Annotated in this window: 19 protein-coding genes; 9 read left to right on the top strand and 10 right to left on the bottom strand. The window is 56.3% G+C overall.

The window, feature by feature from the left end:
• The first annotated feature begins 33 nt into the window (after positions 1–33).
• The gene (locus tag JYB84_RS15830) at positions 34–963 is read left to right on the top strand and encodes a DMT family transporter (protein ID WP_207320977.1); all 930 of its coding nucleotides are present in this window, start codon (positions 34–36) and stop codon (positions 961–963) included.
• 18 nt (positions 964–981) lie between these two features.
• Positions 982–1,623 (top strand): HAD family hydrolase, encoded by a 642-nt coding sequence (locus JYB84_RS15825; protein ID WP_228290804.1) that lies wholly within the window; start codon positions 982–984, stop codon positions 1,621–1,623.
• Here the strand turns inward: JYB84_RS15825 and JYB84_RS15820 are convergent.
• Entirely contained in the window at positions 1,620–1,985 is a 366-nt protein-coding gene (locus tag JYB84_RS15820; RefSeq protein WP_207320976.1) for a hypothetical protein, read from the bottom strand. The two genes, JYB84_RS15825 and JYB84_RS15820, sit on opposite strands and share 4 nt — an antisense overlap.
• Positions 1,986–2,144: 159 nt before the next feature.
• On the opposite strand from JYB84_RS15820, the gene JYB84_RS15815 reads away from it, so the two are divergent.
• Both JYB84_RS15815 and JYB84_RS15810 read left to right on the top strand, forming a co-directional pair.
• Entirely contained in the window at positions 2,145–3,134 is a 990-nt protein-coding gene (locus tag JYB84_RS15815) for an NAD(P)H-quinone oxidoreductase (protein ID WP_207320975.1), read from the top strand.
• Positions 3,135–3,390: 256 nt separating this feature from the next.
• A complete protein-coding gene (locus JYB84_RS15810; RefSeq protein WP_207320974.1) occupies positions 3,391–3,801 on the top strand; it encodes a hypothetical protein in 411 nt (136 codons plus the stop codon).
• Positions 3,802–3,999: 198 nt separating this feature from the next.
• Here the strand turns inward: JYB84_RS15810 and JYB84_RS15805 are convergent, their stop codons facing one another.
• From JYB84_RS15805 to cutA, 5 genes are all read right to left on the bottom strand, one after another.
• Positions 4,000–5,031, bottom strand: coding sequence for an aldose epimerase family protein (locus JYB84_RS15805; RefSeq protein WP_207320973.1), 1,032 nt, complete (start codon positions 5,029–5,031; stop codon positions 4,000–4,002).
• Positions 5,032–5,113: 82 nt separating this feature from the next.
• The gene (gene galK, locus JYB84_RS15800) at positions 5,114–6,259 is read right to left on the bottom strand and encodes a galactokinase (protein ID WP_207320972.1); all 1,146 of its coding nucleotides are present in this window, start codon (positions 6,257–6,259) and stop codon (positions 5,114–5,116) included.
• A gap of 122 nt (positions 6,260–6,381) precedes the next feature.
• Complete coding sequence (locus JYB84_RS15795) at positions 6,382–8,007, bottom strand: cation:proton antiporter family protein (RefSeq protein WP_207320971.1); 1,626 nt, start codon at positions 8,005–8,007, stop codon at positions 6,382–6,384.
• Positions 8,008–8,152: 145 nt separating this feature from the next.
• Positions 8,153–9,985 (bottom strand): protein-disulfide reductase DsbD, encoded by a 1,833-nt coding sequence (locus JYB84_RS15790; protein WP_207320970.1) that lies wholly within the window; start codon positions 9,983–9,985, stop codon positions 8,153–8,155.
• Entirely contained in the window at positions 9,982–10,308 is a 327-nt protein-coding gene (gene cutA / locus JYB84_RS15785) for a divalent-cation tolerance protein CutA (protein WP_207320969.1), read from the bottom strand. Before cutA ends, JYB84_RS15790 begins: the two co-directional genes overlap by 4 nt.
• Positions 10,309–10,482: 174 nt before the next feature.
• Here cutA and JYB84_RS15780 point away from each other — a divergent pair, with 174 nt between their 5' ends.
• Positions 10,483–10,995 carry an FxsA family protein gene (locus JYB84_RS15780; RefSeq protein WP_207320968.1) on the top strand — a complete coding sequence of 171 codons (513 nt, stop codon included), beginning with the start codon at positions 10,483–10,485 and terminating at the stop codon, positions 10,993–10,995.
• Here JYB84_RS15780 and JYB84_RS15775 read toward each other — a convergent pair.
• Positions 10,983–12,800, bottom strand: a complete 1,818-nt coding sequence (locus tag JYB84_RS15775; RefSeq protein ID WP_207323264.1) for a protein kinase domain-containing protein — start codon at positions 12,798–12,800, stop codon at positions 10,983–10,985. The genes JYB84_RS15780 and JYB84_RS15775 overlap by 13 nt on opposite strands.
• A gap of 194 nt (positions 12,801–12,994) precedes the next feature.
• Here JYB84_RS15775 and JYB84_RS15770 point away from each other — a divergent pair, with 194 nt between their 5' ends.
• Together JYB84_RS15770 and JYB84_RS15765 are read left to right on the top strand one after the other, a co-directional pair.
• On the top strand, positions 12,995–13,360 hold the full coding sequence (locus tag JYB84_RS15770) for a hypothetical protein (RefSeq protein ID WP_207320967.1): 366 nt from the start codon (positions 12,995–12,997) through the stop codon (positions 13,358–13,360).
• Between the two features lie 74 nt (positions 13,361–13,434).
• Positions 13,435–14,091 (top strand): thiopurine S-methyltransferase, encoded by a 657-nt coding sequence (locus JYB84_RS15765; protein WP_207320966.1) that lies wholly within the window; start codon positions 13,435–13,437, stop codon positions 14,089–14,091.
• Between the two features lie 52 nt (positions 14,092–14,143).
• On the opposite strand, the gene JYB84_RS15760 is transcribed toward JYB84_RS15765, so the two are convergent.
• Positions 14,144–15,175 carry a porin gene (locus tag JYB84_RS15760; RefSeq protein ID WP_207320965.1) on the bottom strand — a complete coding sequence of 344 codons (1,032 nt, stop codon included), beginning with the start codon at positions 15,173–15,175 and terminating at the stop codon, positions 14,144–14,146.
• Positions 15,176–15,475: 300 nt separating this feature from the next.
• Positions 15,476–16,507 (bottom strand): porin, encoded by a 1,032-nt coding sequence (locus JYB84_RS15755; RefSeq protein WP_207320964.1) that lies wholly within the window; start codon positions 16,505–16,507, stop codon positions 15,476–15,478.
• 413 nt (positions 16,508–16,920) lie between these two features.
• Here JYB84_RS15755 and tcdA point away from each other — a divergent pair, with 413 nt between their 5' ends.
• Positions 16,921–17,736: a tRNA cyclic N6-threonylcarbamoyladenosine(37) synthase TcdA gene (gene tcdA / locus JYB84_RS15750; protein WP_228290803.1), complete on the top strand. Its 816-nt coding sequence runs from the start codon at positions 16,921–16,923 to the stop codon at positions 17,734–17,736.
• An 89-nt stretch (positions 17,737–17,825) separates the two neighbouring features.
• A complete protein-coding gene (locus JYB84_RS15745; protein ID WP_207320963.1) occupies positions 17,826–19,028 on the top strand; it encodes a conjugal transfer protein TraF in 1,203 nt (400 codons plus the stop codon).
• Here the strand turns inward: JYB84_RS15745 and JYB84_RS15740 are convergent.
• Positions 19,025–19,753 (bottom strand): sulfite exporter TauE/SafE family protein, encoded by a 729-nt coding sequence (locus JYB84_RS15740; RefSeq protein WP_207320962.1) that lies wholly within the window; start codon positions 19,751–19,753, stop codon positions 19,025–19,027. The two genes, JYB84_RS15745 and JYB84_RS15740, sit on opposite strands and share 4 nt — an antisense overlap.
• Positions 19,754–19,822 lie beyond the last annotated feature (69 nt).

Genomic DNA, 19,822 nt, shown 5'->3' with positions numbered 1-19,822 from the left:
AGATAGACGCCTGTTTCCCTTGTGGGCCTTGTCATGTTGCGCCTGGGTTTGCTGTTTGTCGCCGTTGCGGTATTTTTCTGGGGCATGTTGCCCATCGCCCTCAAGCTGTCCGGTGATTTTATCGATCCCGTGACCCTTACCTGGTTTCGTTTCCTGGTGGCCCTGATTGTCAGTGTGCTGGTGCAATGGCTTGCCGGCAGTCTGCGGCAGTTTGCGGCACTGCGCGGCGGCGATTGGTGGCGCTTGTTGGCGGCAGGCGTACTGCTGATGGCTAACTATGTCTCCTTTGTGTTCTCGCTCGATTTTCTCGCCCCAGGTGTGGCCCAGCTGAATTTCCAAACCGCCCCCTTCTTCCTGGCCTTCGGTGGTGTGCTCTTTTTTGGCGAGCGTCTGAAGCCGGTACAATTGGCCTGTTTTGCCGGGTTGGCCATGGGTATGTTGCTGTTTTTCCATCCACAACTGGATTTCAGTGGGCATGCCGACAAACAGGTGATGCTGGGCGTCTTGGTGGTGCAGTTTTCTGCTGCCAGTTGGACCAGTTACGCCCTGCTGCAAAAAGCGCTTATCGGTCGACTGAGCCCGGCCAATGTGCTGCTGTTTATTTACGGCCTTGGTGTTGTACTGATGGCCCCCTTTTGTGACTTCGGCCATTTCAATACCATGGATAAGGGTGACTGGCTGGTGGCCGGATTCTGTGCCATCAATACTCTGGTGGCCTACGGTTGTTTCGGGCAATCGATGAAATACTGGCCCACGGCCCAGGTCAGCGCCATGTTGGCCCTGACCCCTGTGGTCAGTTTCAGCCTGACGGCCCTGGTGGTCGCCCTTGGCTGGTGGCCCGAGGTGATAAAGGGCGACAGCATAGATGGCTTGAGTCTGATGGGAATGCTGCTGATCATTCTCTCAGTGATGACACTGCAGCTATTGCCCCTGTGGCAGAAGCGGCGCCAGGTCACGGCCTGATGACTGCGTGAGTGCTGAATGCGCGAGGCAAGCAAGATGCGATTTCCCGAACTGCAAAGCGGTTTTTCCCTGACGGATATAGATGCCGTGGTGTTCGATCTCGATGGCACCCTGGCCCATTCGAATCCCGATTTTGCCGGATTGAGGGCCGAGCTCGGGATCCCGCCCGGCACGGATATCCTGGCCCACCTCCATAGTCTGCAAGGGAAACCCGAATTTGAGGCGGCGAGCGCCATAGTGCATCGTTACGAAATGGACAGCTCGGCCAAGGCCTGTTGGATAGATGGCGCAAGGGAGCTGGTGCTGCATCTGCAACATCAGGGATTGCCGCTGGGGATCCTGACCCGCAATATCCGCGAAGCGGCGCAGTTAACCCTGAGCCGACTGGAGTTATCCCTGGAGTGGGTACTTACCCGCGAAGATGCCCCGGCCAAACCGGATCCCGCCGGATTAAGGCATATTTGCCAGGCCTGGCAGCTGGCGCCTGCCCGGGTGCTGTACCTGGGGGATTACCTGTTTGATGTGCAAACCGCCACCAATGCCGGTTGTCGCTCCGGGCTGTATTGGCCGGGAGAGGCACCTTTACCCGGCTATGCGACGCAGGCCGATATGCTGGTGCCCTGTTATCACGGATTGAAAGCCTGCTGGCCCGGTAATTAGGCCTGGCGTGTGCCGTCTGTGGTTTGCGAAGGCGCTTTGCGGCCCAGTCGGTAGCCATCAATGATACCCAGCAACCAGGTGCACAGCAGTATCCAGCTGACGCTGCCACCCTTTGCTTCCAGCTCCACCTGACTGGCATCCATGGCCTGTGCAATCTCTGTGGTGTTTGGGGCTATGCTGCCATCAAGGATCCCGCTTGCTATGGTCTGGGCCGAGTCATAGACCAGGGTCATCAGAAACAAAAGGCAGGCGCATGCCACGGCCGCCAGTAAGGCTCCCCGCAAGGTCTTCTTCAGGTACAGGTGACCGCCACCGGGGAACACAAAGGTGGCTATCAGGGCGGCCTTGATTGCTGGTGTCATGCTGTTCTCGTGACTGTGCATCCAGGTTACAGGCTGAGGCCGGGAGCGGCCAATGTCAACGCCAAGCACAATCCAGGTCCGGCGCTGTGGCAGCATTTTTTCAAGCTGTTATGCTGGAACCTGATTTTTAAGGGATTATTTCAGTTGAGGACCTTTCCCATGTCTCAGTCTTATCGCCATATAGCCTTCGAACACAGCGGCGGACCCGAGGTTCTGTGCCTGAGCCAGTCGCCGTTGCCGCAACCCGGCGCCGGACAGGTGTTGATCCGGGTGTGCGCCGCGGGCGTCAATGGTCCGGATCTGGCCCAGCGCCGAGGCGCCTATCCGCCACCAGCGGGCGCGTCACCCATCCTGGGGCTGGAAGTGGCGGGGGAGATCTGCGCCCTCGGGGAAGACACGCCGCGCTGGCAATTGGGGGATCAGGTCTGCGCCCTGGTGCCGGGCGGCGGCTATGGTGAGTATGTGCTTACCCACGGCAGTCACTGCTTACCCGTCCCCAATGGCATGGCGCTGGCGGATACGGCGGCACTGCCGGAAACCTTTTTCACCGTCTGGGGTAATCTGTTTATGCGTGGCGGCCTGAAAGCCGGCGAGACAGTGCTTATCCAGGGGGGCTCGGGCGGCATAGGTTCCACCGCTATCCTGCTGGCCAAGGCCTTTGGTGCCAGGGTATTGGTTACCAGTGGCAGCGAAGAGAAGCGTCACTATTGCCTGACCCTGGGGGCCGATGCTGCGTTTGATTACCGGGATCCCGAGTTGGTGGCCCAGGTGTTGGCGCTGTGCCCCGCCGGCGTCAATCTGGTGCTGGACATGGCCGGTGGCAAGATGATCAACGAAAACCTCAAGCTGCTGGCGGAGGACGGTCGTATGGTGTCGGTAGCCATGCAGTCTGGGCCCAGGGCCGAAGTGGATATTTTCCGCCTGATGGCCAAGCGCATTGTCTGGACCGGTTCGACCTTAAGACCCCAGAGCATAGCGGCGAAGGCGGCTATCGCCTCCGAACTGGAGCAAAACGTCTGGCCCCTGCTCGCCAAGGGACACTGCATACCACCGATTTCGGCCCGTTTTCCGCTGGCCGAGGCCGCCGAGGCCCACAGACTGATGGAGGTGGGGGAGCACAGGGGCAAGGTGATTTTGTTACTGGAATGACAGGTTTGCACTGGGCGAAATTTGGGCTACAGTCCATGTGAAATGGAAATTTGCTGCCAAAGACGATGAATTAATGGCATAAGAGGTAAAAATTCATGGTTTTTGGCATTGATTCTGGGAAAGATTCTGCAAGAATACCCATCGTGAAACGTCCGAGATAATCAGACGGGCAGCCGCGGGGATCAGTACTGCTCCTCCGGCTGTGTTGTAAAGACAAACTCCTAGTGTATGTGTTGATTTAAGGGTATTGGCATATATGTATAACACGGCGAAGAAACAGGTTTGGTACGGCGAGCTGAGAACTTCTCGGGGCAACACTATCGTCGTCCATGACAATCAGTTACCCGAAGCCTCCCCAGGACGTATCTATCTGTACAACACAGAACGTAAAGCCATAGTGGAATACGTTGAGGATATAGTAAAAGTCAATCTGTACGATCTGGATGACGCCGCGGTCAAGGCTGCCGAGGCTCAGTTTGGCGGTGCCTGGAAGGCGGCCCGTGCTGACTTTATGGAAAAGCACCAGGCCAGGATCAATTTGAGCAACGTTAAGGACAGTGCCCCGGCACGTAAGTCCAAGGTTGAGGTGGAGCCTGAAGAAGAAGCCGTTGGCAGCGGTGGTGACGACGACTTCAGTGATGATTGGGGCGACGATTTCGACGATTAATCCGCTCGAACCAAGTCCACTCAGCCAATTCAGCATCAGCCCTGATTTCTCGGGGCTGGGCCGATTTTCCCACATTTAAGCCGTTTTAATTCATTCCCCAAACCATTCTGATATCAGGCCGATGCAGACAGTGACATCAGCCCTCTTTGTTGCCGTCGTGGCGAAGTGACTTTCTCATTGATTGCCGGACCCGGCACCTTAATCCGTGCAGTCGAATCGATAACGGCTGATATGGTGGTATACCTCACCCGCTTGCAGCCAGCCCCGACCCAGATCCGGTTGGTTGGGGGCATCCGGCGCCAGCTGCGGTTCCAGGCATACGGCCTGGTAATCCCGGTAACTTTGCCCGGCACGGCCTGGGGTGCCGCCCAGGAAGTTGGCGCAATAGAGCTGTACCGTGGGTTGGTTGCTGTAAAGGGTCATGCGCCTTCCACTGACAGGGCTGCTGAGGACGGCGCACTTTTTCAGATCTGCGGCGTCATTGTCGAGCCAGAAGGGGTGATCATAGCCCTTGGTGGCAGCGAGGGCCTCGTGGGACAAATGGTCGCCGAGCCGCTGTGGTTGGCGCAGATCGAATACTGACTCTGTCACATCCCGGATACCATTGGGAATGCCGGTCTCATCCAGGGTTAGCACCTTGTCCGCCAGGATCTGGATCCTGTGATCGGCATTGGTCGCCTTGCTGCCTTCGAGGTTGAAATAGCTGTGCTGGGTCAGGCTGACTGGGCAAGCGCTGTCGGTCACCGCCTGCATTTCCACGTAGAGGTTGTGGCCCGCGAGGCGATAATCCAGTTGCACCCGACACTCGCCGGGGAATCCGCCGTCACCATCTGGGCTCACCAGGGTCAGGCGCACCCCATCGCTGAGCATACCCAGCTGCCAGCGGCGGCGATTGAAGCCCTCAAAGCCGCCGTGCAGACAATTGCCCGCCAGGTTGGTGTCCAGTTGGATATTTTTACCCTGGAGGGACAGTTTTCCACCGGCGATGCGGTTGGCATAGCGGCCTGCAATGGCACCCAGATGTGCCTGCTGTTCCAGATAGGCTGTGGCATCTTCGGCGCCCAGCACTATGTTGGCGCGTTCGCCATGCCGGTCCGGCGCCCACAGGGAGCGAATGATCCCGCCCAGACTCAGAACTTCCAGGGCCAGTATGCCATTGTCCAGTCTTACGCGTTCAATTTCCCCACCGCGGGGATCCTGCCAGGGGTCGAGTACGGTAAAACGCACCATGGGAAGCTGTCCTTTTCCAAATTAAAATCAAAGCAATATAAACTAAGCCGCACGCCAGGATAAGGCCTTGCATTCGTATGGATCAGGCGTCAATCCGGCCGGCGCCCGTCGCCGCGGCACACATATAGATATGGGGTTCGCCACCTGTCAGCGCCCGGTATTGCTGCTCCACCGCCTGCACTACGGCGTCCGTCAATTCATGTTCCACCAGGGCGACTATGCAACAACCATCTGTCATTCTGACGCCGCCACGTTCGCCAATCACCTCGCTCATCACCTGCACCAGGGACTCAATCTCCGGCTGACTCAGTTCAAAGTCGTCCCGCAGTGATGCATGGGATTGATTCATCAGCATGCCCAGGCGCCGGATGTCACCGCGCTCCAGCGCCCGGCCGGCACTCTGGGTGCGCTGGTTTTCACTTACCACATGGCGGGCGCGGCGCAGGAGTGTGGGATCGAGTTTGGCCTTGGCCGATTCCAGCTCTGCCTGCTCCAGGTGCCTGAGTGAATCCAGACCAAAGAAGTCGGCGGCCTGTTGGCATTCTTCCCGCCGCTGCCGGTAGGCAGTCGCCATTGCCCCGGGGTCCAGGGGGGAGGAGATGATCATCAGACTGAGGGAGTCCGGGATTTGCAAGGCTTCGCTGTCGAGATCCAGGCAATCTATCACCAGAGCGCAATCGGTTTCGCCCATGGCGCTCACCATCTGGTCCATGATGCCACAGGGATAGCCAAGCATGCGGCTTTCGCCCCGTTGGGCCAGCTGGGCTATGGCCATGGGGGACAGGTGCAACTGGCTGGTATCATTGAGCGCGGTGCCAAAGGCAATTTCCAGCGCTGCCGAGGAGGACAGACCGGCCCCCATGGGCACATTGCTGACCACGGCCAGATCCAGGCCCTTGGCTTGCAGTCCTGAGAACGCCATGGCCTGGGTGAATCCCTTGAGATAGTTAACCCACTCATCGGCATTGAGATCGCCCTCGGTGCCGAATTGCCACTCCATAATTTGCCCGGGAAAACGTTCGGATACCGCCCGGAAGCGCAGATCGTCCCGGCGCTTGGCGGCAATGACAGTGTGGCTGTTGATGGCAGCAGCCAGTACAAAACCTTCGTTATAGTCAGTGTGTTCGCCCACCAGGATCACCCTGCCGGGCGCTTGAAACAAGGCGTCGGCCTTGGTGCCGAAGGTTTTGACAAACAGCTTGGTGGCGCGCTGCGCTGGGTTGGACATGCTCTGGAAACTCTCCCGTGGCCAAGGGAACAGCCTTGTGTCCCAGCGGGCGCCAACTGGCAGCCGCTGGGCGTTTTCCTTGAGTTATACCATGTCTGCGAAAGGGCGGAAACTGAGATTTTTTAGCGTGCCTGGGCCACAGGGGCCGCGGTTTCAGTTGCTGTCGGCTGACGCCTGAGCAACTCCTGACTCACATGGTCGACAAAACCGGCCCCGGCGGCCTCATACATGTTGTAGACGCTGTGAACACCGCTGTCCCGCAGTGACTGAATATCTTCGCCGAACTGTACTATGGCGCTGATCTTGCCCTGATAATCCATTTTTTTCAGCTGTTTGACCGCAAACAGATTACCTGCGTGGTGGGGCATGGCCAGCAATACCAGCTCCAGGTTAGGGGCGCGCTCCACCTTTTCCCAGAAATCGCTGTCGGTGGCGTCGCCCTGAACCACGTTGCGCCCCAGGCGACGGTGTTTGTCCACCAACTCCTGTTTGTGTTCAATGCCGAGGATCTCGCCACCGAACTTATGTTTCAGCTCGTCGTAGGCCCCGCTGCCGATACGGCCCATACCCAGGATCAGGAAGCGGGGATTGCCAAGGGGGATTTGCCTGTCTTCGGGATGCAGCGGGTGGCGCTCCATACGTCTGAGTCGGGTTTGGTGCCTTTGGTAGACACTGCCTACCAACTTGTTCAGCGGCGCCGCCAACAGGAAACTGAAGCTCAGGGCCATGGCGGTGATCACCAGCCATTGGGAGGGCAGCCAGCCCTTGGCGGCGGCCACGGCGGCGACAATCAGGCCGAACTCGCTGTAGTTAGCCAGGTTGAATGACGCCAGCAGCGAGGTGCGGGATCTTAGCCTGAAGCGGGTCAGCAGCAGCAGGAACAGCGCCACCTTGAGCGGGATAAACAGCAACAGCACGGCGGCCAGCGTCAGGTCTTCCCAGGCGGGCAGCCCATTGAGCCCTATGGTGAGGAAGAAGGCCACCAGGAAAAGTTCTTTAAAGTAAAACAGTGACTTGGCGAGTTCGTTGGCCTTGCGGTGTCCCGCCAGCAACAGACCTACCACCAGGGCACCGAGATCCGGCTTCAGGCCCACGGCCTCGAACAGCCAGGCGCCCAGCACCAGCACCATTACCAGACCAAAGAGCACCAGCAATTCACCGTGACCGACCCGGTCGAAGGCGCGGTAAATCAATGGCCGCGCCAAAGGCAGCAACAGCAGCGCCAGGGCCCAGATGCTGGGCATTTCACCCTTGGAAATGGTGAGGAAGGCGACAGCAAAGATATCCTGCATAATGAGGATACCAATGGCCACCCGGCCATAGAGGGATTGAATGTCCCCCTTGTCTTCCAGCACCTTGACCGCAAATACCGTGCTGGAAAAGCTAAGGGCGAAGGCCAGCAGCGCCAGTTGCCCCCAATCCAGGGGTAACAGTTGTGACAGGCCTATGAGTCCGAGCAACTTGAGTACCGGCACAAAAAACAGCATTGAGCCCATCAGATGCAGGCTGGCCCCGGCCCAGACCTCGGCCTTGAACAGGCTGCGGATATCCAGCTTGAGGCCGATGGCGAACAGCAGCAGGGTGACCCCGAGATCCGCCAGTTGCCTGAGCAGTGGCAGGCTGTCTTCTTCGATGCCAAACATAAACAGTACAAATCCGGCCGCCAGATAGCCGATCAGCGGTGGCAATCCCACCCGGCTGACCAATAAACCACAGACTAAGGTGATGACAAGTATGGCGGGCTCCATGGGACTCCTTGCTGTTATTGCTTCTATTGCTTCGCAGTAGGGACTCTGCTGATTGGGACCATTGTATAAAACTTTAAGGAACAGAAAACGGAAAAGGCAAACTTTCTTGCAAAAGTTTGCCTTTTTATTGAGAGACTTGCTCTGATTATTGCTTTAGCAGCAGGTCCAGGTGATCGGCAAACTCCGCCGGCGCCATAAAACCCGTGACCCGCAGGTCATCCCGGCTCACGCCCTTGGCGTCAAACATCAGCAGGGTCGGCAGGCCCAGCACGTCATAGGCCTCCAACAGGGCCACATCTTCGTCATCGGAGCGGGTCACATCGGCCTGCAACAGCACCATGGTATTCATGCGCTCTTTGACCGCCCCATCCTTGAAGGTAATGGCCTCGAATTCCTTGCAGGCCACACACCAGTCGGCGTACAGATCCACCATCACAGGCTTGCCGGCTGCCTTGGCCGCGGCGAGTTCGGTATTGAGCTCCGCCAAGGTCTTGAAGCGTTTGAATTCATGGGCTTCGCCTTGGTTCAATATGCCGTTTACCGGACTGACGGCTCTGGGCATGCTGAATCCCAGAGCGCCCATCACCGCATGGAAACCGTAGGAAAAGCTGGTCAGCAGCGCCAGCAGCAAGATCACCGAGCGCACCGTTTGCTTCCAATTGAATTGGGTCTGTTTGTTCTGGTGCATCAGGTAGGCGATCATGCTGATGCCCCAGATGGACCACAGCAAATCAGACAGGAGTCCGGTCCAGATCCGGCCCAGCATAATGATGGACACTGCCAGCAGCAGGAAGCCAAACAGGGTCTTGATCAGATCCATCCAGGCGCCGGCCTTGGGCAGCAGTTTGCCGCCGGAAGTGCCAATCAGCAGCAGTGGCAAGCCCATGCCCATGCTCAGTACATAGAGGGCCAGGAAACCCAGCAGTAAATCGCCACTTTGGGCCACGTAAATCAGCGCACCGGACAGGGGGGCCGTGGTGCAGGGGGACGCCACCAGACCGGAAATCACCCCCATCAGGAAAACACCCGTCAGCTTGCCACCTTTCTGGGAGCTGGAGGCGCTGTTGAGCTTCTGTTGCCAGGCAGAGGGGAGGCGCAATTCATACAGGCCAAACATGGACAGGCTGAGCACGGCAAACAGCAGCGCCAGAACCACCAATACCGCGGGATGCTGCAAGGCTGCCTGATACTTCATGCCGGCAGAGGCGACCACCAGTCCAAGCAGGGAATAGGTGATGGCCATACCCTGGACATAGACCATCGACAGGCTAAAGGCGCGGGCGGTGGAAAGTTGTTTTCCCTGCCCCACTATGATGCCGGACAGTATGGGGTACATGGGGAATACGCAGGGAGTCAGCGCCAGGCCAACACCAAGGCCAAAGAATATCAACAGGGTCCACAGCAGATTGCTGCCCGCCAGCATGCGGCTGAGTCTGTCCTGCTCGGTCACGGGAGCCTTGGTTACTGCAGCTTCAGTAGTGCCGCTGTCCTGGGCATTGCCCTGAACGTCGGACTTTGGCAGCTGACCGTCGTTATCTGCCACTGCACTCAGCAGCGCGGTACGGGTGGTGGGGGGGTAACAGAGCTTGTCCTCGGCACAACCCATAAAGGTCACCGAAACCGAGCCTGTGTCCAGAGCCGACTTGAGGGCCACGGGCACTTCGACATAGCTGTAGTAGACCTGCTGCTCACCAAAATAATCATCGACATGGGGCTTGCCGGTCGGCAGGCCTATCTCGCCGAGCGTGGCTTGATCGGCGCTGAATTTGAGCTTGTCCCGATACAGGTAGTAGCCGTCGGCTATGACCCAGGAGATTTTCAGAACCGAGCCCTGTTGTTCAAAATCGAACACAAAGGCCTGATCCACGGGCATAAGTTCGGGTTCGTCCTTGAGGAAGTCAAAACCATTTGCCGCGAGGCTTGTATGACTGAGCAAGACCAGCAGCAGGGAAGACAGCAGGGTGGTGAATTTGTTCATGGGTGTGTGGTTTCTTTTATCCAATCCAAATAACCGGGCAGGCCCCGATCCAATTTCAGTGCAATAATCTCAGGCAACTCATAAGGATGCAATGACAACAGCCGTTGTTGTAACGCGTCATAGCCCTCGGTATGGCATTTGATAAACAACTGCACCTCGGTCTCAACGCACACCTTTCCCTGCCAGCGATAGACAGATTGCACCGGGGCGCTGATTTGAACGCAGGCTGCCAACCCCTCCTGCACCAGCGCATCTGCAATGCTAACTGCGGTGTCGTTATCGGGGCAGGTGGTCAGTACCAGCAAAGCGTATTGGTCTTGCATCTGGGTCTCATTCGGCTCCGGTGTCCGGGGTCACACTTTAGCGTTTTTTGCCCGCACAGTGCACCATAATTGATGTTAAACAGTGATGCAGGTACGGCTTATGAGCCCACATCCTTGAAATCAGACCCGCGCAACCCCATTTAATGTTCAACGCGCGAGAAAAAAGAGGCCGGTATGTTTTTATTGTTGTTGCTTGTGTTCATTGTGGTGCCGGTACTGGAACTGTCCGTGCTGATCCGCGTGGGTGAGGTGCTTGGAAGCTGGAATACCGTGGCTCTGGTGCTGCTGACAGCCGTGGTGGGGGTATCCCTGGTGCGCAGTCAGGGGCTCAGCACCCTGATGTCGGCACAGCAAAAGCTGGCCCGGGGAGAAATGCCCGGCAGCGAACTGGTTCAGGGCATGATGCTCGCCATGGCCGGAGTCCTGCTGCTCATTCCTGGCTTTATCACCGACTTTATCGGTCTGCTGTTGTTGACTCCTTTGACCCGTAAACCCCTGGCGGCCCTGCTGCTGAAACGCATTCAGTTAACCGTGGTCAACGGTGGCCCCGGTCCTCACTTCGGTGAACCGCCTTTCCAGCATAAAGATCATCAGGGTGGCCAAACCTTTGATGGCGACTTTGAGCGTCATGATGAGCCCAGGGGGCACCTGGGCGATGACAGCAAGCGCAAGGATCAGGATGACTGAAAATCGGCCGGGCGCGGATCTTTGGGGTAAAAGTTATCGGCCCTGGTTTCCAGCGTGCTGAATCTACGGGTGTTCTTGTAGGGCAGTTTCATAAAACCCGACACCCCATTGCCGGAAATCTTGTCCACGTGATGCAAAATCCGGTCGAGGCTGGCCCGGAAGGCCGCCTGTTTGCGTGGATTGAGCAGTTTTAAATAACTGTGGATCTTGAGGTGGTCGTCCACCGCTTCGAAAATAATGCACCCCGTGTGGTGAATTTGGTTCAGCCAACCCAGTTCGGTCATGATTTCGGCCGGCAGCTCCAGGTTTTCATCGGGATCCTTGCCGTCCTCAAAATAGGAATGCAGCCGGGATTTGTCTTCCAATGTGGGGACATCCCCGACTTCAAAAGGCAGCTGTTGATCGGCCCCGGCGATAAAGGCGGCCCCCGGGCCGCTGCGCTCTATGTGCAGGGTGTCGCGGGCATTGAAGAAACAGGCCTTGAACACCCCCACCTTGCGTATGCCCCTGGCCAGGGTCACCATATTGTTGACCGCCTGGATTAGCGCCGACTTGAGCCCGGGGTCGTGCAAAGCCAGGTTGGAGTCGATAAAAACCCCCTCTTCCTGCCAGTGGATCGCCAAGCCGCCCACTATGGGATAGTGACCCAGACGACCGACCGCGGCAATAAAGCCCTTTTCGGTATCCCCCATGCCTGCCAGAAAGTTACGGTAGTACTTATCCAGCTGGATATCGTCCATATGGGCTATGGGTTCGTGGTAGTTGTGTTCCTTGAGAAACGACTTGCGTGAACTGTAGCTCACAGTTTCCACATCCTTGCCGCGACTCTGGAGCCAGACCGGGATCTCCGCAATGGGCTCCGGCCTTGGCAAATCCACCAGTTTCAATCTGTGGCTTTGGCTCATGGTGCGCAGGAAGTAGTCGCCGCCGCGGTTGCGCAGCTCGGGATCGTCACTGAGCATGGCGTCCAGGGTGCGGGCCAGTTCCACCGGCAGGCCGACGCTGGTGGCGGGGATCACCTTGTGACCAAAACGGCTGGCCTGGCCCGAAGCCAGGGTATAGAGGGTTGCGGCCACCCCCTGTTCATCGAATCTGGGGTTGGACAGGGCGCCGCCCAGTTGCTCCTCACCGATAAAGTACACATCGCCCATGCGGGCATTGGTAAGCTGTTGATCGCTCGACAGCAGGCTCATCACATGTTCTTCCACCGGACGCCCCCGCTCATCGCGCTGGGCAAACACGGCGGAGCCCCAATCAATCAGTGACAAATGGCCACTGTCCAGGTCATAGACCAGATTGGAAGGTTTGATATCGCCGTGAACCAGTGGTCTTCCCCGGCGCAGGTACAGGAGTATATCCGCCAGTTGCCTGGCAATGCTCATCACCATGGATACCGGCAGGGCGCCCAGGCGGCGACAGAGCTGCTCCAGATCTTCGCCCTTGGCGCGCTCCATCACCAATATGCCCTGCTTGCCGACCCTGTCAAACTTGATCACCGGTGGCACATTGGGATGGTTGACATTGGACAGCATGAAGGCCTCTTCCTCCAGCCTGTCCTGCACATGCTGGGGCAGGGTGATGCGGGAGAACTTGAACACATGGGCATCCCCCTGGCTATTGATGCCGGCGAACACGAATCCATAGGCGCCCTTACCGATAAATTCGATGTCGCGGTAGCCCAGTTTGCTCAATTGCTGTTTACACAGCCGCACCCAGGCCTTGTGCTTGCGGGCATCATCTGCTTTCAGCAGATAAATGGATTGCTCTTCCGAGATATAAAAATGTTGCAGCTGGGGGACTTGCACTCTGTTGTGTTCCTGACGGCGGCACAGGTACCCATTTAAATCCATCCGGGCCTTCCCGCGCAAGTCACCAGCGTCTGCCTACCCAAGTTTTTCCTAATTCATTTTGACCTGCATCAAGTGAAGTTCAATCGCTAGACGTTATGCTGTCGGACAAGAGTGAATGGTACCGCCACAGGCGGTTCCGGAGGCGGGGTATGTCTGACCCAATTAAAGAGCAACTTATTGAGTTATATAACTTTGCCCGCAAGCGGGTGATACTTTCCATGGAATTGCGTCATTGCCCCCACGCAGGATTTTACAATCCAACCGATGAGCGTTGTCTGTATTGCCATCAGGATATGGAATGTTTGTGGATGAACCGCAATGATGAACTGGTGGCGCTGGAGCAAAAATCCATTGCCGAGCTCAAGCAACAACTGCTGGTGGCGCTGGACTTTGTTGAGTCCAGTCTGACACCACATCATCTGTCCCGCCGTCAGTGCCAGTGCGAAAATTGCGTTTGGCAAAGACAGGTCATAGAGGTGCTGGACCATCTGAACTCCAGCGATGGCGCCCTCTAGTGGCATTTTGCATAGCCCGGCGTTTGGCGCTAGAGTAGGGCCACTTTTCACCGAACAAGACTTCAGGGCGGCGCATGGAACCGGGATTTTGGCACGATAAATGGCATTCACAACAAATTGGTTTTCATCAGAGCGAGATTAATCCGCTGCTGGTCAAGTATTGGTCCCGTGTGGGATTGACCGAGGGCAGCAAGGTCTTTGTCCCCCTTTGCGGCAAGTCGCTGGATATGCTGTATTTGGCCGAGCAAGGTCTGCAGGTTCTGGGATCGGAGCTGAACAGCCTGGCGGTGGAGCAGTTTTTTTCTGAGAATGGCATGGATGCAGCGACAGAGACCGTCGCCGAGCACAGGCAATATGTCTGTGGTCCCTTCAGCTTGTTGCAAGGGGATTTTTTCACCTTCCCGGCTCAGCTGAGTCAGGCCTGTGAGGGCTTCTATGACAGGGCTGCGCTGATTGCCTGGCCCGAGCAGATGCGCCATGACTATGCCAAGCAGTTGGCCGCTTTGTTGGCCCCCGGCGCCCGCGGTTTGTTGATCACCCTGGATTATCCTCAGGAGGCTCTGGTTGGCCCACCGTTTGCCGTGTCACCGGACTGGGTGAATGATTATCTGTCACCTTTCTTCGACATTGAACCCCTGGAATGCCAAGACGTGCTGGCGGACAACCCTCGCTTTGTCAAAAAGCAGGTGCCCTGGCTCAATGAAGCTGCCTATTTGCTGGTACGTAAATAAAGATATCCCAATAAAAAAGGCGCCACAGGCGCCTTTTTTATTGCATGACGGCTTAAAAGTCGTAACGCACGCCAACGGTGAAGACGTTTTCGTCCTTGAGATCGACCTTGACGCCTTCGACCTGATATTCGCCTTCGTACATGGCGTAGTGACCAAATACCATGGTGGACTTGGATACCCGGTAGTCGGCGCCCAAAATAATGTTTTGCACCTCGGCATCAGCCCCGGCAACGCCACCCAGGCTTTTGAAGTACTTACCGAAACCGGCGTCATCCTGCCCGTATTCGGCCTTGAGGTTAACCCCATTGAGATTGTAAGCCAGGTTGACAATAAAGCTGTCGCCGTCGACGCTGCTGTCGGTGGCCTTTTCTGTGTGCTGATACAGGCCACCAAGTTTGAACTCGCCCAGCTTCACCTGGGCCACACCGCGGTAGGCATCGACGCCGGAAATACCCTTGTTATAGGCCGCCGCTGCATAGAAAGCCTGTTGTTTCAACGCTTTGTCACCCATGGTAATGCTGATGGCGTATTGGTTGTCATCGGTACCATTGTTGTCGTCAAACAGGTAAGTGGCATTGATGGCAAGCAGATCGGCAATCTTGGGTGAGTAATACCAGATACCGTCAGCGCTGCGGGTTTGGCCGGTGAGCAACCTGTCCATATCGCCGTTAGTGTTGCCAAACAGATCCACACCGCCTTCGGACTGCTTGAAGACCGTGTCATTACGGCCCACCAGGACTGTGCCTGCGGCTGACTTCAGGCCCAGGTAGGTGTTGCGGGGCTTAAAGGTGTCACCCTTGGATGAGGTGTTTTCCACCTGAAATTCCATTTGGTACACGGCTTCGATGCCGTCGCTGAGTTTCTCGCTGCCTTTTACGCCCACGTTGGAGAAGTTATTCTCCAGATAGGTGCCGCTGTCTCCGACGCTGGCGTTATTGGTGCCACTCTGCACCGTTGAGCTGGCATCCGTATTGGTCACGGCCAGTTCCAGGCGGCCATAAAAGTTGGGGCCATCGGCCAGCGCACCGAAGGAGGCTAGAGCCAGCACGGCGGTGACGGATGCAGAGGTAAGGGTCTTGTTCATGTTTTTTCCTTAGCAGTGGGTTCCATTGATCATTGTTATTGGTGTTCACCCCACTTCATGGCTTGGGTTGGGAACATGTTTGCCAGGTGAACGCTAAGGCTAAGGCAATTAGCGGGCCACAAAGTATGTGTTAACTAAGTTATTGGTTATTTAAGAATATGTTTAATTGGCCCGGAGGATGGCGGGTGGATATCCACCCAAAGGGGCAGATTGTTTGGGTGGGAATCCGCCCGGGGCGTTTGGGGGCATGTCGCCCATAAAAAAGGCGACCCTGGGGTCGCCTGGAATGAATAGCATAGATTAGAAGTCGTAGCGTACACCGACGGTAAAGACGTTGTCGTCCTTCAGATCCACCTTGGCGCCATCAACCTCATACTCGCCTTCATACATGGCATAGTGGCCAAACAGCAGGGTTGATTTGGAGACGCGATAGTCGGCACCCAGAACTATGTTTTGTACGTCGACATCAGCACCGGATACACCACCCAGGCTCTTGAAGTACTTACCAAAACCGGCATCATCCTGACCGTATTCGGCTTTCAGGTTAACCCCGTTGAGGTCATAGACCAGGTTAATGAAGAAGCTGTCGCCATCAACGCTGCTGTCGGTTGCCTTTTCAGTGTGCTGATATAAACCACCGAGTTTGAATTCACCCAACTTCACCTGGGCTACACCCCGGTAGGCGTCTAAGCCGGAAATGCCCTTGTTGTAGGCCGCAGCGGCATAGAAGTTGTCTTTTTTCAGCGCCTTGTCACCGACGGTCACACTCAGGGCATACTGATTGTCATCGGCACCATTGTTGTCTTCAAACAGATAGGTGGCGTTGATGGTGAACAGATCGGCGATCTTGGGAGAGTAATACCAGACACCATCGGCACTGCGGGTTTGGCCGCCCAGCAGACGGTCGATATCCGCATTGGTGTTACCGAACAGATCGACGCCACCTTCGGACTGCTTGAAGACTGTGTCATTGCGGCCGACCAGAACCGTACCTGCGGCGGTTTTGAAACCCAGGTAGGTGTTGCGGGCCTTGAAGGTGTCGCCGCTGGATGAGGTGTTTTCTACCTGAAACTCCATTTGGTACAGGGCTTCAATACCGTCAGCGATCTTTTCGCTGCCTTTGACACCGACGTTGGAGAAGTTGTTTTCCAGGAAGGTGCCGCTTTCACCGGCGGTGGCGTTGTGGGTGCCACTTTGCAGGGTTGAGCTGGCGTCCGTGTTGGTTACCGCCAGTTCCAGGCGACCGTAAAAATCAGGTCCATCGGCCAGCGCGCCGAATGAGGCCAGGGTCAGCACTGAGGCAACAGATGCAGAGATAAGGGTCTTTTTCATGTTTTCATGCTCCCGTGAACCGAAGTTCATTCCATTTTTATGCTTATGTACCAATGTCCTTGTCAATGACGGCGCGAGACCGGCAATTGAGATGTCGCTGATTCTTACAGTTTTATGTCATTGGAATTGAGGTATTGATCATGTTTTTTCTTTCCCCGCCGGGTAATAGCGACATTTTTACTGCCTCTTAAGCCCAAATTGGGCGCCCGGTGGCAAAAGAATCGCTGAGGATCGGGTATTTTTACCTGATTTTAGGTAGTTGCACCCTAACTTAGCCGCATTAAATTTAGCAGATGCGAATGCAGTGGCAAGATTGCGGCTCAATGACAGCGTGATGACAGCTGTGCAATGCTGCGGCGAATCGACCTTTGGGGTAAAATGCAGCTCTTTGCCTCATATTAAGGATCCCTGTTGTGACTCACCTCTTATCTGAAGCCTATCTGAACCGTTTCGCCGGCATAGGCAGACTCTATGGCCAAAAGGCGCTGCTGAGTTTCAGCCGCGCCCATGTGGTCATAGTGGGGATTGGAGGAGTTGGAACCTGGGTGGCCGAGTCTTTGGCCCGCAGCGGTATAGGTAATATCAGCCTGATTGATCTGGACGATATCTGCGTCACCAATACCAACAGACAGATCCACGCGCTCGCCGGTGCCATAGGTCAGTCCAAGGTGGCCGTAATGGCCGAGCGTATCCGTGCCATCAATCCCGAATGCCGGGTCAACGAGATAGAAGACTTTATTACTCCTGATAACCTGGGGCAGCATTTCGGTCCGGATGCAGCCATAGACTATGTGGTTGATTGCATTGACGCGGTTAAACCCAAAGCCGCCCTCATTGCCTGGTGCAAGCGCCATAAGTTGCCAATAGTGACGGTTGGCGGCGCCGGTGGTCAGCTCGATCCGCAAAAGATCCAGGTAAGCGATTTGTCGCGCACCATACAGGATCCCTTGCTGGCCAAGGTGCGCGGTATTCTGCGCAAGGATTACAACTTCAGCCGTAATCTGGAACGCAAATTTGCCATTGAGGCGGTGTTCTCCACCGAGGCGCTGACCTATCCCGGCAGCGACGGGGAGGCTTGTGCCATCAAGGCCGATGCGGCCCCCGGCAGTATGCGTATGGACTGTTCCTCCGGGTTTGGTGCCGTGACCATGGTAACGGGCACCTTCGGTTTTATGGCCGCCAGCCGGGTCCTCTATAAGTTGCAACAAAAGGCGCAGGCCCAGGGCTGAATGGTTGGGCCTGGATAAAAAATAACGCTTTGTTCATCGACAAGCGGGTGATTGAACTATCCTTGTTTTTATAACAAAACCGAGGATGAATGATGATGAACAAGACCGCGCTTTTTACGGCCATAAGTGCCGTGTTCCTCAGTCAATTTGCGTTCGCCGGCCAGGATTATTTCGAGGCACGCAGCGATGCAATGGGGGGCACAGGAGTGGCTGCTTCCAATATAGAAGGGGCCGCCTTTGCCAACCCGGCCCTGTTGTCCCTGCCATCCATGCGTGATCAAGGGGTCACCTTGTTACTGCCGACCCTGGGGCTTGATGCGGCTGACAAGGACGACATGATAGACAAGATAGATCTGTTGCAGGATGACTACGATGCCTTGCAGACGGCCATTGATAATGCCAATCCCACCGCAGTTGATACCTATCGTAATGCCCTGGTGAGTGATCTGGTCTCACTGCAGGACAACAACGCCTATCTCAGTGGCGGTATTGGCTTAAGCATCAGTATGCCCTCCAAGGGTATGAGTTGGGGCCTGTTGTACAAGACCTATATCGACGGTTTCGGTATTGCCGACATCAGTGATGAGGATATAGTGCTGCTCAGCACCCTGGATCCCGTCAATCCTCCGGAAATTGGGGATTTGACTTCTCAGGGACGGGTTATCGCCGGCGCCATCTCCGATATCGGGGTGGCGGTCAGTATGCCGCTGTCGATTGTCAATATGCCGGTGACAGTGGGGGTTACCCCAAAAATCCAACGCCTCGACAGCTTCAACTATGGCGTCAGTGCCAACAATTTCGATGAAGGGGATTTCGATGGCAGTGACTACAGCAACGATGAAACCGGTTTTAACCTGGATGTGGGGATCGCCATTGAGCCCATGCATGGCATGGTCATAGGTCTTGCCGGCCGCAACCTGATAAAGCGGGAGCTGGACACAGTTGAGTCAGAAGGTATTCAGGCCACCTACAGAGTGGGGCCAACAGTGACCGTCGGCGTGGCCTATCAGTGGGATGGTTTTACCGTCACCACTGATTTGGATCTGCTTGAAAATGAAAAGTTTGTCGGCCTGGAGGGCACCCAGTATTGGCGTGTGGGCGGTGAATACCAGGCCATGGACTGGTTGGCGCTGCGGCTGGGCTACCGCCATGATCTGAATGATGTGACCGCCAACCTTTATTCCCTCGGCACCGGCTTTGTCATAGGCAAGAGTTTTAAGCTGGATCTCAGCGGTATGTTCGGCAATGACAATGCCTATGGCGCGGCACTGCAAACCTCCTATCACTTTTAGCCAAGCAGGCTGGCCAGCGACTTAAAGGTCAGCAGCAGGGCGCTTAAGGAACATAAAACCAGGGTCATGATCCTGGTTTTATTTTTATCTACCCTGTGGATCATTTTCCCGGCCAGCAGGTAGGCCAAAATGACACCGGGCAGCAGTTGCAGCGACCACCACAAGTGTTCAGTGCTCAGCAAGCCCGCCAAGGCCAGAATCACCAAAGCAATCAGGGAGCTGAAGATAAAAAAGGCCGACAGTGCCGCCCGGAATTTACCGGGATCCTTGCCTGCCAGCAACAACGCCATCGGCGGGCCGCCAATGGCGGCTATGGTGCCGAATACCCCGGACAGGGTACCGGCCGCGAACAGGGTCAGGCGGTTCACCGGCAGTTCGAAGCGTTTAAGGCTGAGCAATACGGCGATGGCCACAATAGCGGCTATGGCCAGCCCCAGTACATCCTGTGGAGCCAGGAGTAACAGGGTGGCACCCAGCAGGCCGCCGGGAACCCGTCCCAGCAAGGCATATTGCAGACCCTTGAACTCCAGTTGACCGCGCTCCCGCACCAAGGTCAGCAGGGCAATGGAGAAGCCCATGACTATCACAGGGGCCGGCACCAGTCGCGGCTCCAGCAGATACAACAGCGGACTGGCTACTACAGCCAGACCAAAGCCAATCAGACTTTGGATCAGGGCGCCACTGAAGATGATCAGCAGGGCCAACAACCAGGTAACAGGATCCATCAAAGTACTCCGGGGCCAAAAACAGACAAGGATCGCCGAGCGATCCTTGTCTGTTTATCTTCCATTGAC

It is taken from the genome of Shewanella cyperi, from assembly GCF_017354985.1.
In the GTDB taxonomy this organism is placed as follows: domain Bacteria; phylum Pseudomonadota; class Gammaproteobacteria; order Enterobacterales; family Shewanellaceae; genus Shewanella; species Shewanella cyperi.
The sequence above is the reverse complement of the archived record's forward strand: the minus strand, read 5'-3'. Positions and strand labels throughout refer to the sequence as shown.

What these genes read in the sequence shown, in the direction of transcription:
- JYB84_RS15760 (WP_207320965.1), bottom strand. Translation starts at nt 15,175, where the DNA reads ATGAACAAGACCCTTACCTCTGCATCCGTCACCGCCGTGCTGGCTCTA.
- JYB84_RS15755 (WP_207320964.1), bottom strand. Translation starts at nt 16,507, where the DNA reads ATGAAAAAGACCCTTATCTCTGCATCTGTTGCCTCAGTGCTGACCCTG.
- JYB84_RS15810 (WP_207320974.1), top strand. Translation starts at nt 3,391, where the DNA reads ATGTATAACACGGCGAAGAAACAGGTTTGGTACGGCGAGCTGAGAACT.
- JYB84_RS15825 (WP_228290804.1), top strand. Translation starts at nt 982, where the DNA reads ATGCGCGAGGCAAGCAAGATGCGATTTCCCGAACTGCAAAGCGGTTTT.
- JYB84_RS15830 (WP_207320977.1), top strand. Translation starts at nt 34, where the DNA reads ATGTTGCGCCTGGGTTTGCTGTTTGTCGCCGTTGCGGTATTTTTCTGG.
- JYB84_RS15765 (WP_207320966.1), top strand. Translation starts at nt 13,435, where the DNA reads ATGGAACCGGGATTTTGGCACGATAAATGGCATTCACAACAAATTGGT.
- JYB84_RS15790 (WP_207320970.1), bottom strand. Translation starts at nt 9,985, where the DNA reads ATGAACAAATTCACCACCCTGCTGTCTTCCCTGCTGCTGGTCTTGCTC.
- JYB84_RS15770 (WP_207320967.1), top strand. Translation starts at nt 12,995, where the DNA reads ATGTCTGACCCAATTAAAGAGCAACTTATTGAGTTATATAACTTTGCC.
- JYB84_RS15745 (WP_207320963.1), top strand. Translation starts at nt 17,826, where the DNA reads ATGATGATGAACAAGACCGCGCTTTTTACGGCCATAAGTGCCGTGTTC.
- JYB84_RS15780 (WP_207320968.1), top strand. Translation starts at nt 10,483, where the DNA reads ATGTTTTTATTGTTGTTGCTTGTGTTCATTGTGGTGCCGGTACTGGAA.
- JYB84_RS15795 (WP_207320971.1), bottom strand. Translation starts at nt 8,007, where the DNA reads ATGGAGCCCGCCATACTTGTCATCACCTTAGTCTGTGGTTTATTGGTC.
- JYB84_RS15805 (WP_207320973.1), bottom strand. Translation starts at nt 5,031, where the DNA reads ATGGTGCGTTTTACCGTACTCGACCCCTGGCAGGATCCCCGCGGTGGG.
- galK (WP_207320972.1), bottom strand. Translation starts at nt 6,259, where the DNA reads ATGTCCAACCCAGCGCAGCGCGCCACCAAGCTGTTTGTCAAAACCTTC.
- JYB84_RS15815 (WP_207320975.1), top strand. Translation starts at nt 2,145, where the DNA reads ATGTCTCAGTCTTATCGCCATATAGCCTTCGAACACAGCGGCGGACCC.
- cutA (WP_207320969.1), bottom strand. Translation starts at nt 10,308, where the DNA reads ATGCAAGACCAATACGCTTTGCTGGTACTGACCACCTGCCCCGATAAC.
- JYB84_RS15820 (WP_207320976.1), bottom strand. Translation starts at nt 1,985, where the DNA reads ATGACACCAGCAATCAAGGCCGCCCTGATAGCCACCTTTGTGTTCCCC.
- JYB84_RS15740 (WP_207320962.1), bottom strand. Translation starts at nt 19,753, where the DNA reads ATGGATCCTGTTACCTGGTTGTTGGCCCTGCTGATCATCTTCAGTGGC.